This is a genomic window from Bacillus sp. AK25, from assembly GCF_048270685.1.
Lineage (GTDB): Bacteria > Bacillota > Bacilli > Bacillales > Bacillaceae > Bacillus > Bacillus altitudinis.
This window is the reverse complement of the sequence record NZ_JBLUWC010000001.1, coordinates 2,303,203-2,316,803: the sequence shown is the minus strand read 5'-3', so window position 1 is coordinate 2,316,803 and position 13,601 is coordinate 2,303,203. Positions and strand designations below refer to the sequence as shown.

Below are 13,601 nucleotides of genomic sequence, written 5' to 3'. Positions count from 1 at the left end.
ATACAAATCATGGGAAAAGGAGCGGTTTTTTTGAAGAAGCATATAAAATGGCTATTTTCCACTATTATGCTGATGGCACTTTTTATCGGCCAACCTTCATCAAGCGAAGGAACATCACCATCGTGGTCAGTAGATGAATTTTTGAAAGACCGGGAAGGCACATTTGTGATTCAAGAAGTAAAAGAAAAATCACCATGGGTGTATAACAAAAAAAGAGCGAACAAGCGCTTTGCACCACAATCAACGTTTAAAATAGTAAATGCCTTAATCGGACTTCAAACAGGTGCAGTTAAAGATGAATACGACATCAAATATTGGGACGGAGTAAAAAGAGAGATTGATAACTGGAATAAGGACCATACACTGGGCTCTGGCATGAGAGATTCAGTCGTCTGGTATTATCAAGCCATGGCACGTGACATCGGGGAAGAACGCATGGGCCATTGGATAAAAGCCATTCATTATGGGAATCAAGACATATCTGGCGGAATTGATCAGTTTTGGCTAAGCAGTACGTTGAGCATTTCTCCAGTAGAACAAGTTCATTTCCTTAAACAGCTATATGAAGAAAGTCTCCCATTTGACCTATCGGTTATGAGAACCGTCAAACGAATGATGATACAAGAAGAAGAGAAACACACCACGCTATACGGAAAAACAGGCTCCGGATCAGGAATCGGCTGGTACGCAGGCTTCATCAAACATGAAAACAAAACCTACATCTTCGCCACAAATATAGAAGGCACCGGACTAGAAGCAAAAGAAATCACCTATCGTATTTTGAAAAAATATCATTTGGTAGAAGCATCCGTTTAGGGTGCTTTTTTTTATGAGTAAAATTGGGTATATATTGATAAAAAGATGATACTTGGGTTAGTTTGAAAGAATGATATATTTTTAGAAAAATATTGAAACGTTATCTCAAATATATTATGATATATGACGTATTGTTACAAATGTTACAAATATATGATAAGGAGATTAATATGAATCTAAAAAGAAAAGTAAATTGGAAAAGAAATATTGCAGCGCTTCTAGCCTTTGTGATGCTTATATCAATGTTACCTTCTGACATTTTTGCAGAAGAACATGTAGAAAATACAAAATCAAGTCATAACAGCATGCCAGAAACAGACGATTCAAAAACCCTTGAAATAGCAGGGATTGATGAAGCTGAAATTGGTAAAGACGGAGAAGTTCTTTCGGAAAGAACAGCAAACAGCAAACTTTTCTATGAAGGAGAGGGAGTATTTACGCAAGAAGTATATCCTGACCCCATTCATATAAAAGAGTCACCAGATGCTGAGTGGGAGGACATCTCTCCAGAGTTAAAAGCAACTTCGAAAAAAGAAATAGAAACGGAAAATGCAAGGTTAGATTCAACCTTTCAAAAACAAATGAAGCAAGGGCTTTATGCTACATTCGAACACAAGAAGCATCAAATTGAATTTTCAATTTTAAAAGCTTCAGGAACAAACAAATCAGAAATTCGTTCCAAAGATACCTCTGCACAATTTAAAGAAAACACCAACGAACTTACATACGAAGAGGTATTTCCACATATTGATTTACGATCATTTACTTTTAATGAAAATATCAAAGAAGATATTGTACTCAAACGATATGATGGCTACAATTCTTTTACATTTAAAATAAAGACAGATCTAACTGGAGAAATTGAGGAAGATGGTTCTATTAGATTTTTTGATCAGAAAAAACAGACCATTTTTCAAGTTCCAAAACCGTTTATGACCGATTCAAATCTAGATGAAAAGTCAGGCGAAGTGGCTCGATCAGAAGATGTGAGCTTTGAATTGCAAAAAGAAGATGATGGCTATTTACTTCGTGTAACTGCTGATGAGAAATGGCTCAAGGATCCTGAACGAGTTTATCCTGTGTCTATCGATCCATCGACATCTTTATCTGTTTCATCAGACACATTCATTATGAGTGCATACCCAACAACAAACTATTCAACATCTACGCAAAAATGGGATGCTAATCTGAAAAGTTATGTCCTGAAAACCGGTTATTATGATAAAACAACTGGTACAAACTACGCATTCATGAAGTTTAATTCATTCAAACCGATTCAAAATATGAATGTAACAAAAGCGACACTCAAAACGTATGTTGCTCATTCATATTACGGGACGAAAGCAACTGGTCTTTGGCTTGATACAGTGAATGCCAACTATGATCATACAAAGCTAACATGGAACAATAAACCAAGTTCTAAAAACATCGGTAAGGCCAACGTATATAAAGGACAATGGGCGAGTTATGATGTGACATCGACCATCAAAGCTTGGAATAGCGGAACAGCTAACTATGGCTTTAAATTACATGCTAATGGAAATGGACAAGATCATTGGAAAAAAATAATCTCATCAACAAACTCAACCAAAAAACCAGTCATTGAAGTCACGTATACCATTCCACAAGCAAATGCACCAACTGTAAAAGGTTTTAGTAATGGAAATGGGACAGGTTACTTAAACTTAAGTTGGAAAAAGGTGTCTGGCGCAAAAGGTTACAAAGTGTGGCTATACAACGGAAAAGAATATGAAGCCATTTCAGTTGGGAATGTGGCATCATGGAGTACAAAAGGAAAGAATATTTGGCCGACAGCAAGTGAGATTGCAGCTAAGAAATATAAACTTCATTTAGATGGAAAAGGGGGGACAGAATTAGCAGTTGATCCTTCCCCGGTTTACAAAAACTCAGGTGGTAATTATGCGACAAGCAAAAATTATTGGGTAGCTGTAAGTGCGATTTTTGACCAAGGTGAAGGCGCAATGTCAGCAAAAGTAAAACCTGTCGTGCCGAATGTGGCTAGAGCGAAAGCACCTAGTACAAAAGGATTCAATAATAATAATGCAACAGGTTACTTTGATCTTTCTTGGACTTCAGTTTCCGGTGCGACCGGTTATAAAATACAAATGTTTAATGGGAAAAGCTATGAGACATTGGATCTCGGTAATCAAACATCATGGTCAACAAAAGGAAAAAAAGTATGGCCAACAGCTGCTGAAATTAAAGCAGGTAAATTTGCATTGCACCTCCAAGATGGAAAAGGGGCTGAGCTTCCAATTCATCCTGGTGCGACTTATAAAAATGCTGGAGGAGATGCGGCTCAAAAACATTATTCCTTCAGAGTGATTGCCTACAATAAAGATGGAGAAGCTATTGCTTCACCGCCATCTGGACCAACTTTACCTGATCTATCTAGACCAAAAGCTTTATCTGGATATGCTTATACGAATACGAAAGAGAGCCAAACAGGTTATATCAATTTACATTGGGACAAAGTAAAAAATGCAAAAGGATATAAAATTAACATCTATAATGGTAAGGCATATCAATCATTTGATGTTGGTGATGTCGATCATTGGACAACACAAAATAAGAATATTTGGCCGACTCCTACTGAAGTTAAAAGTGGGAAATATGTGCTTCATACAGATGGTAAAGGCGGGGAATTAGCGCTAGACCCATCACCAGTTTATGAAAATGCGAATGGAAATTATAAAGGACGAAAGAACTACTCCTTTACCCTTTCCGCCTACGATGCAAATGGAGAAACCATTCCGACACCAGCCTTTAACCCGACATTCCATGAAGGTGCCGAATTCCTTGGAATAGAAGATTACTGGTCGATTATTGATATACCAGACGGCCAGCTGAATGGTGCAACTGGTAATGTGATTGTCAGTGAAGAAGAAATGTCGATCGATGGAAGAGGACCGGGACTTGGAATTGGTCGAACGTACAACAGTTTAGATGCAGCTGACCATCTGTTTGGTCAAGGGTGGTACGCAGATGTAGAAACTAGTATCACGCCAACAAAAGAAGGTGCCATCTATCTTGATGAGGATGCTACAACTCATATTTTTACAAAAAAAGCAGATGGTACGTATCAACCACCAACAGGTATTTTCCTTGAATTAACGGAATCAAAAGATGAATACATGTTAAAAACGAAGGATCAAACCTTTGCACACTTTAGTAAAAATGGTGGGAAAATCACCAAGATTGTAGATGGGCATAAAAATACAACGACATACAAATATAACGAAAACAATCAGCTCACTTCAATGGAAGATGCATCTGGCCGTAAAATAACAATGGATTATGATGAAGATGGTCATATCATCTCAGTTCAAGGACCAAAAGGGAAAAAGCTTTCTTATGAGTATGATGCAGGTTTACTAACGAAAGTCATTGATTCAGATGGAACGAGTATCTCATATGAATACGACAAAGAAGGCAGATTGATTAAACAATTCTCTCAAAACAGCACAGAAGATCAGCCTGTTTTTACAGAATACCAATATGAAAATCACCGTTTAGTTAAGGCAATCAATGCAAAAAAAGAAACCTTTGAGTATGCATATGATATGTCTAAAAAGACACTCATGCTGACGCAGCCAAACGGCCGGAAAATACAGTATACGTATAATGAAGCAGCCAACCCGATTCAAGTTGTAGATGATGCGGAAGGGCTTAAAATTACTACTAAAACGAAATATGAAGGCAACCAAATCGTAGAAGAAACTGATCCCAATGATGTAGAAAAAGGAAAAGCTACAGAAAGCTATTCGTATGACAAAAATGGCAACGTCATTCTGGCGAAAGATGCTTACGGGACAGAAACCTACGAGTATAACAAAAACAATGATGTTACTAAAGTGAAAGATACAGAAGGAGATATTACAGATATCGCCTATGATGGATTAGATGCTGTATCTGAAACGGATCAAAGTGGAAATATGTCTTCAGCAAGTATTTATGACTCGTACGGGAATTTGGTACAAACGAGTAAAGAACTTGCTGCAGGTGCGAGTATATTGAAAAATGGCAGTTTTGAAGATACGCTAACTGGCTGGAAGCTTACAGCATCTAAGGATGATGGGAAATTAGCGCAAACAGCTGAAAAAAGTGGTGCTTTGTCTGGCAGTCGAGTGTTAGAGATCACTTCACAATCGACCACTGAAGGAACTGATCTTGGCTATTCTTCTGCTACTCAAGAAGTGACACTAGAGCCAAATACGACGTATACACTTAGTGGGAAAATAAAGACAGAGCTAACAAAAGCAAGAGCATTTTTTAACATCGATTTAAGAGATACAAACAACAAACGAATTCAATGGATCAGTAACGGTTACAGCACATTATCAGGCAAAAACGATTGGACAAAACGCCAAGTCACGTTTACGACGCCATCTCATGCAGGTAAAGCTGTGATCTATATGGAAGTGGATCATCGAGATAAGGCTGGAAAAGGAAAAGCCTGGTTCGATGAAATTCAGTTAGAAAAAGGCGAAGTTTCATCAAGTTATAATCCAGTCAAAAATAATTCCTTTACAGATAAAACAACAAGCTGGAGTGGGTCAGGTGGTTCATTAGATAATGAAGAAGGCTTTAACGATGACGTTTCGTTAAAAATGACAAGAACCTCTTCAACTCAAGCAAATGCCATCTATAAACAATCTGTACCGATTGAACAAAGTGCGAATGATCAATCTGTGTATGTCACATTGACTGGGATGTCTAAGGCTGAAAATGTCAAAGCCTCAAATGAAAATGATTACTCACTTCAAGCGTCCGTTACGTATACAGATGGCACAACAGGAACGTTTAATGCGAAATTCCCAACCGGTACACAGGAGTGGAACCGAGCGGCGGTTGTCATACCAAAAACAAAACCATTGAAAAAAGTCGACGTTCAGATCGTTTTCCAAAAAAGCGCGATTGGAACGGTTTGGTTTGATGATATCCGTCTAGTAGAAGGTAGCTTGTTAACGAAAACCACTTACGATGAGAAAGGGAACTATGCTGTTAAAGAAGAGGATGAGCTTGGTTACTCATCTCAATCTAACTACGACGAAACTGGCAAAAAACTTTCTGAAACAGATGCGAAAGGCGAAAGAACAACATTCGAATATGACCAGGCTGATCAGCTGAAGAAAATCACTTTATCTAACGGGACATCCATTGTGAGAACGTATGATAAAGAGGGCAATGAACAGTCGAAAACCATTCGTGCAGAGTCAGATCAGACGTATCAATTCGAATACGACCTAATGGGCAAATTGACAAAAACCATTGATCCATTAGGGAATGTGTTGAAAAGTGAATATGATGCGAATAGCAACTTAATCAAAACAATTTCTGCAAATGGACATGAAGTGTCTCTCACGTATGATGGAACAGACCGAGTGAAATCCAAGTCATACAATGGGACAGAAAAATATAACTTTAGCTATGATAAAAACGGAAACGAAACAACGGTTGTTAACAAAGAACAAAACACAACCAAAAACAGAACGTTCGACCAACAAAACCGCATCACAAAGTTAACAGAGCGTGGCAGCAGCCAAACTTGGACGTATCCAGCCAATTCAGATAAACTGAAATCCTTTGAATGGACACACGGAAATCAAAAAGGAACGAACCAATTCAGTTACAATAAGCTTGATCAAATGACGCAGATGAAGGATTCGAGTTCTACGTATTCGTTTGATTATGATGAAAATGGAAATGTTCAGTCCTTTATTACAGGTAACGGCAGTGGTGCTAGCTTTGCTTATGATGAGCGCAATTTAATTAATGATTTGCACATTGGAACAAGCCAAGGGGTAACGATCTTAAACGAAGCTTACGAATATGATCAAAATGGAAACAGAATAAAGGTTGATCAAGGAAGCAACGGGAAGGTTCGTTATGAATATGGAAAATTAGATCAATTGATCAAAGAAACTTATCCAGATGGCACGGTCATTGGTTACACATATGATGGGTTTGGAAACAGAAAAACCGTCACGACTGAAAAAAATGGCACTAAAAAAACAATCAACGCATCATTCAACATCATGAACCAACTGACAAAGGTAAATGATGAGACTTTAACTTATGACAAAAATGGCAACCGAACGTCTGACGGGCAATTCCATTATAAATGGGATGCAGAAGATAACATAACGGCCATCACGAAAAAAGGGGAAGACAAGCCATTTGTCACTTACAAGTATGATGAGCGTGGATATAGAATTCAAAAAACAGTGAATGGAAAAGTCACCAATTATTTTTATGATGGTGATAGTCTGAATGTTTTATACGAAACAGATGGAGACAACGAAGTCACAAAAACATACACATACGGTGAGAGTGGACAACTCCTTGCATTCACCCAAAATGGAAACAAATATTTCTATCACTACAATGCACACGGTGATGTCATAGCCATCACAAATAGTGCAGGAAAAATCGTTGCTGAGTACGAATACGATACATGGGGCGTTCCAACAAAAGTAAAAGAAGATGAAGAAGTAAAAGGCAACCCATATCGCTATGCAGGTTACCGCTTCGATGAAGAAACAGGACTTTACTATCTAATCGCCCGCTACTATGAACCAAAAAATGGCGTATTCCTATCACTTGACCCAGACCCAGGAAGCGATGGAGATGCACTAGATCAAAACGGATATACCTATGGAAACAACAACCCAGTCATGAATGTGGACCCGGATGGTCATTGGGTATGGTTTGTTGTCAATGCAGGATTTGCGGTATATGATGGATACAAAGCTTATAAATCGGGCAAGGGCTGGAAAGGTGCGGCTTTAGCAGCAGCTTCGAACTTTGGACCTGGGAAGATATTTAAAGGTGCGAAAAGGGTTTATAGTTTTGCGAAAGGTAAAAAATACTTAAAGCCAGGACCTTTTGCTAAGAGATCTATTCCAGCGAGGAGTACAAGTAGTAGGCTTAGAAAGAAAGAACGTAGAATCCTTAATAGAATTGGAAATACACACGGTTGTCATACGTGTGGTGCGAGAGCCTCAGGTACAAAAAGTGGAAATTGGATAGCTGACCATCAACCTGTATCACAATTGAGAAAAAAAGGCCAAGCTCAAAAGTTATTTCCTCATTGTCAGACTTGCTCTCGAAAACAGGGTGGGCATGTAAGTGCAATTATTAGAAAAAAATCTAGGAGGTAATTAAAGGTGAAAAAAGAAGAGATCTTATTAATACTGGATCAGTCTTTTCTTAAAAAAGAGATGCCTCTTTTGGATAATGGAAATTTTGATTTTGTCAAAGGTAGATTTTCTGTATTTGTTGGAAGAGAAGATTGGCTAATTACAATTCAAATATTTGGTTTATCCAAATTGGGACCGGCCATAGATTGTTTTGCAATTGGAAATCAATTAAACAACAAACCTTCGAATACTTTGTTAGACTTTCCTTTTGATTTCATTGATCAACATAATACAATTATTGTGGATGAAGAGATAGAACCAGGTTTTACAAAAAATCCAATTCATATTAAATTAAGAGATCAATTTTTTGAATTTCATATTTCTGAGTCCTCTCAAACCCATATAAAAGAAGAAAATGAATGGATTGTTTGCTTAAGAGAAATGGCTAAAGACCAAATGTTTCTAGAGAGGCTCTGGTTGACAAGTAAAGAACAACTAGAATTATTCAATTTAAAATCAAGTTATACTCAACTGTATACAACTAATTCATGGTTTCACCCAGAATCGGATAAACATCTGCCTAGCCAAAATGTTTTTTTTCAAACAGTTGCTGAGAGTATAGTTTTTCATGATTCTAGTATTATCAAAAATGAAAAAAAGAACACAGAATGGAATTTATGGGCACATACTGACTCGGTAGAATATTATTAATCTCATTGTTAAAAGGAGAAAATACTAATGAATTCAACACAAATTCTTAATATATTAGACGAAGAGTTTGATAATTTAAATCGTCCTATTTTTGAGTGGCGTGAAATGAATTATATTGGAAGTAAATGTACAATTATTCGCTTGAATCATCAACAGTGGTTGATAGCAATACAATCTTTCTTATTAGATAAGAAAGGTCCTTATGTGACAATAGATTTTTACCGTAATGACACACAAAACAGATATCAAAATATACTAATGGACGACTTGACTTTTAAGTTAGATAATAATAGTTACATCCCTTTTTCAGATATTGAACCCCATCATTTACAATTAATAAAAGAAATAAAGTTTAATGAAGACTCTTTTTGTTTGAAAAATCTAAATCTAAATGATGAAATGGATAAGAGTGATAAATCTTTTTTTAGAAATCTTTATGAAATACCCTCTTTTAGAAATTTTCTTTGGAAAACACCAAGCTCTCTTTTGAATTTTGTGGGTTTAAAAGAAGGTTATGAAAAAGTATTTGAGACAGAGGAATGGGAGTATCCAGACTACTTAACAGAACCAAGTGAGACAGTATCATTTAAATCGTTCGCTCAATTTTTGGCAAATGAGGTAGACTCCGTTAATGTTGGTATCCCAAATAATCATTGGATGGAATGGAAAGATTATGATATTGATTGATCAATGAGAACATGAAGATTCAAATGAATACTTTTAAGTTTGCAAACAAACCTCCACTTATCAGTAGGAGGTTTGTTTGCTATAAAGATCATTTGAGTTTGTACAGTAATTGAGGTGAAAAAATTGAAGAAAGTTAAATTAAGCACGATGACCAAAGAATCTATCGCAGATATCGAAAAAGAAATAATAAATTCCGCACTGAATCTAGTGAAAGAAAAACAAACAAAATTTAAAGATTTAGGGTTAACAATCAATGCTGAATTTGGAAGGTTTGTATTCGGAAAATAGAGAGGAAGAGAAATTCAAGTTTCAGATTGTTTTACAGCAGGATATCATTCATCCATAAAATGGCGAAGAGCTTCATGATGGTGAAGAAGGTGATCCAGGTTATTGTATAGACCATCTCGATATTTGGATTTGTGTATCGAATAATCTCGTTAGCAAAAAAGGATATTTAAGAGTATTTGAAAATGAATCAGATTTGCGGGGAATGATTATACCATTAATTGATGAATTGTATAAAGAAGCAACAGAAATTCTTCAAATCCTAAGCAGCTAGGATTTTTTCAACCGGTCTAAAAGGGAGAGAAATGGTGCTTAGATAGGAACAAGATAAAGTAGAGTATTTGCAGTAAGAAAGCAAGTAAAGGAAAAAGAATGAGCAAACCATTCAAAGCCATGATGAATAAAATCTTATTAGGGGGCCTATAAGAAGTGCATTTGAAAAATATACAATTAATGTCAGATAACGATCGTGGGAACTTAGCCAGCCAATCCCTTTGTATGACTGAAATGTTTTTATACGAATTAGAAAAGAAATTTCAAACGAAAGATTGTGAGGCTATTGTTTTGATATGTGGGTCTTTTAAAGACTACAAATTAATTAGTACTTTAAAAGATGAACCAGACATCTTATTTTTAAAAAATACGTACGAGCTGGAAATACCTTTCCGTTACAGTGAATTTGAAAATGCAACAAATAAGAAAAAGATCTTAGCAGATACTTTGGAAAAAGCGATACTCTATCTGTGTGAACTGAAAAATTGGGACAGTCAGCTAGTCAAAGCGACATTTAAGAAAATGAAAGAGAAGGAATATAAAGCGGAGATTAAAGGGAGAACAAAACTAAGTCCCGATAAAAAAAGAAAAGCTTACCCACTTATCGAATTAGATTTAAAACAGTTTACTCTTTATCTTGTAGTTGAAGACAATAAAAGAAATATCTTAGATAAAAAATTAATTGCTAAAACCGATACTTACTTAGAAGAAATTTCCTATCATATGAGAGAGCTTAAGTGGTTAACAGATCATGAAGTGGCACTTTTCAAACGTGCAAATAAAACAGTTTATACAAGTATACGTTTATCGTGATAAAGCAAAATGAGAATAACATAAAGAACACAATATATAATGGGGTATTCTAAATGGGCTTTTGGGAAGAAGAACATAAGAAAAAGAACATCATAATTGGTGATGATGGATTAGATATTTTTGAAGAAGCGATTGAACAATTCTATGAAATGACTGAGGAATATTTGAAGAGAAAGCCAACGGTTGATGAGATGCTTTTGACAATTATGATGGCTTTAAACAATGGAGGTAGTCACTATTTTGATGATTTAAACGACAAAGAAGTAACGGATATTAAAATAACAACTAAAAAAGTAAAAACTTTAAGTAAAGTGGAACCAGGAGCTATATTTGAACTGACATTAAAAGAAGTTGGGAAGATGAGCTATGCTTTGATCATTTCGGGTGAGGGGAAAAATCAATATGATGATATTTTAATCCAATACTATGATTTGTTTGTTGATGAAAGAATAGAAAAAAATGAGTTAAAACAATTGATGAAAAAAGAGAATGAACTATTTGTTGCAAATACAGGCCTGACAGGCTTTTTAAGTGGTTCATGGAAAGTCATCACAAAAATAAATCAAGATTTTATAAAAGAAGAGGATCTTCAAAATCTGAAATTCGTGGAATACCGAAATGGAAATTATTACGTAAGCGAGGGTAAAGAAGGTTCCGATACACCTGCTATGGACTTAGAGGTTGCTGATCCAAAAACGGCTAAGACTATATTTAACCCGATGGGTATACGTAGCGAATACACTATTAAAAACATTCTTACTTTATATTTTAAAGGTATGTCAATGGAGGATATTATTAAATATGAAATATAGGCAGTTTACAGCGTAAAATGAGTTTTGAGAAAGGAATGGTGTAATAAATGGCTGAACCAAAAATGCTAGACTGTTTAAATAAAATACGAAATGTCTTAAAGGGGGGCTGAAATTTACGTTTCTGCAGACGATCCAGAAATAGACGATGATCAAGTTTGGGATATGCTGATTCTTTTAAGTGGAATTGATTTGAAAGATTCACCTAATTCTTACTTACATCCTGTAGATGATTTGAATGACTGGTTAGAAGAATACAAATAGTTCCTATATATGAGCTTGCTAAATTCTTATGGTTAAGCCCATTTATAAATAAAAGGAGTGACGCAATATCCATGCATCCGAAAGAATTAGAAACCACCATGCAATTACCTGCGAAAAAGCGTTATGACTATTTCATCAAAAAGATTGTTGATTTTGAAGAGGTTTGGTCATTAAGAAACGAGAAGGGGTGGGTGATGTCAGAGGATGATTATCGTGTACCGCAGCTTCATTTTTGGCCGACAGAGGATCATGCCGCTTATTGTGCGATCGATCAATGGGAAAAAACAGTACCAGAAATGATTGATTTAGACGATTTTATAGAAGAATGGCTGCCGGGAATGATAGCAGATGGAATCAATCCGTCCATTTTCTATAATCGAAATAATTCGGTGTCAATTGAAATTCAAACATTAAAAGAAGATATAGAGGAAGAATTAAAAAACTACTAGTTCGACAAGAGTGGAGGTAGTTGTTTGAAACGGCTTGAAGACTTATTTATTCGTTCAGAAAAAGAATTCAAATTCTATCAGAATTTAGTAGACCATGTGTTTGAAACAAATAAAGAGCTGCCACAACAAGTCTTTCGTAAGACATTTGATTGTTATTTGTTTCAAGAGTTTGATTGGGCATTGAGTGATGATATTTTACCAACCATAAAAGAGTTATCAACTGTTACACAAGATAGAGAATTTTTGACTGCAGTCCTTCAACCAGATCCAACTGATTATTATTTGAAGGAATTTGGTTATTATCATTGGCTGAAAGCGAGTGTGGACATTTCAGGTGAGGATTATGTAAATGCACTATGGATGCACCCAAAAGGTGCCATAGCGGATAATATAATCACGAATTCGAATATAGTTGTCTGGTTATCTCATTCTTTGCAGTGGGCGATTTGGGCAGATAGAGATATGGAAATTTGTATCATAGGGATGGTATCAACAAAAGATTCTGCAAAAAATATGTTATTAAAAGAAGGATGGAAGCCACTGGATCACCCTGTTTTAGCAAAATGGCTACAACTATTATTAAAGGATCAAAAAACATTCGATAACTATTTCACTCAAATGCTTTCTAGTTATGCATAATGTTCCAAGCGGTGGAATTGAGAATCAATGACTGATAATAGCCTTACCCGAAGATATGAAAGGAGCATAAAGTGAAACATTTGTTTATATCCGATCCAAAAGAATTTGAACATGTTCTATCGTTTGTTCATTCGCTCGTTCATAGTACGAAGACATTCCCTGATCAAGTGTTGAAAACGAAAACCCCTCATTATTTATTCGAAGAATTCCATTGGTTGTTATCAGATGATGGCTGGGAAATGTTAAAAGGTTTAGCTTTGAATCATCATGATGACTATATACTCATGGCTGTATTAGATGAGCAGAAGAGCATGGATGATTATTATCATGATTTTGGTTATTATCCTTGGGTGAAAGTACCGTTAAACCTCACACCAAGTGATTACCTCGATCTCTTAACCGATTATCCGATAGAGAGTGTAAATGATAGCATAATGGATATTGCTTCACGTGTGATATGGGTTTCCCCTTCTGCGAAATGGATCATTTATGGCGACAGAGGTTATGAGATAGGAGTACTAGCGATTCTTCAATTAGAACAAATGAATAAACAATTGTTAAAAACGTGGAGAATTTTAGATGAGATTGTATTAGGCTGGATTTCAGTTGTATTTCCGAATCAAAAACTTCCTGATGATTTTAAAAAAGAACTGATTCGAAATTATACTAACTTTGAAGAAATGACTTCATAA

The 13,601-nt window shown here is 35.9% G+C and carries 10 protein-coding genes; all 10 read left to right on the top strand.

The genetic code is table 11. The features are described 5' to 3' along the window. The first annotated feature begins 30 nt into the window (after positions 1 to 30). The 10 genes from blaBPU (at position 31) to ACNO7B_RS12025 (ending at position 13,601) form a co-directional block, all read left to right on the top strand. The gene (gene blaBPU, locus ACNO7B_RS12070) at positions 31 to 816 is read left to right on the top strand and encodes a BPU family class D beta-lactamase (RefSeq protein ID WP_417901551.1); all 786 of its coding nucleotides are present in this window, start codon (positions 31 to 33) and stop codon (positions 814 to 816) included. A 170-nt stretch (positions 817 to 986) separates the two neighbouring features. Continuing rightward, a complete protein-coding gene (locus ACNO7B_RS12065) occupies positions 987 to 8,000 on the top strand; it encodes a DNRLRE domain-containing protein (RefSeq protein WP_417901550.1) in 7,014 nt (2,337 codons plus the stop codon). 6 nt (positions 8,001 to 8,006) lie between these two features. After that, positions 8,007 to 8,690 (top strand): DUF7003 family protein, encoded by a 684-nt coding sequence (locus ACNO7B_RS12060; protein WP_410685082.1) that lies wholly within the window; start codon positions 8,007 to 8,009, stop codon positions 8,688 to 8,690. 27 nt (positions 8,691 to 8,717) lie between these two features. After that, on the top strand, positions 8,718 to 9,377 hold the full coding sequence (locus ACNO7B_RS12055; RefSeq protein WP_410685083.1) for a DUF7003 family protein: 660 nt from the start codon (positions 8,718 to 8,720) through the stop codon (positions 9,375 to 9,377). A 123-nt stretch (positions 9,378 to 9,500) separates the two neighbouring features. Then, complete coding sequence (locus ACNO7B_RS12050; protein WP_410685084.1) at positions 9,501 to 9,665, top strand: hypothetical protein; 165 nt, start codon at positions 9,501 to 9,503, stop codon at positions 9,663 to 9,665. A gap of 426 nt (positions 9,666 to 10,091) precedes the next feature. After that, positions 10,092 to 10,748, top strand: coding sequence for a hypothetical protein (locus ACNO7B_RS12045; protein WP_410685085.1), 657 nt, complete (start codon positions 10,092 to 10,094; stop codon positions 10,746 to 10,748). A 53-nt stretch (positions 10,749 to 10,801) separates the two neighbouring features. Further along, positions 10,802 to 11,560, top strand: coding sequence for a hypothetical protein (locus ACNO7B_RS12040; RefSeq protein WP_417901549.1), 759 nt, complete (start codon positions 10,802 to 10,804; stop codon positions 11,558 to 11,560). Positions 11,561 to 11,892: 332 nt separating this feature from the next. Next, the gene (locus ACNO7B_RS12035; protein WP_008342597.1) at positions 11,893 to 12,270 is read left to right on the top strand and encodes a DUF2750 domain-containing protein; all 378 of its coding nucleotides are present in this window, start codon (positions 11,893 to 11,895) and stop codon (positions 12,268 to 12,270) included. 24 nt (positions 12,271 to 12,294) lie between these two features. Further along, on the top strand, positions 12,295 to 12,909 hold the full coding sequence (locus tag ACNO7B_RS12030; protein WP_417901548.1) for a hypothetical protein: 615 nt from the start codon (positions 12,295 to 12,297) through the stop codon (positions 12,907 to 12,909). Between the two features lie 71 nt (positions 12,910 to 12,980). Then, positions 12,981 to 13,601, top strand: a complete 621-nt coding sequence (locus tag ACNO7B_RS12025; protein WP_008342593.1) for a hypothetical protein — start codon at positions 12,981 to 12,983, stop codon at positions 13,599 to 13,601.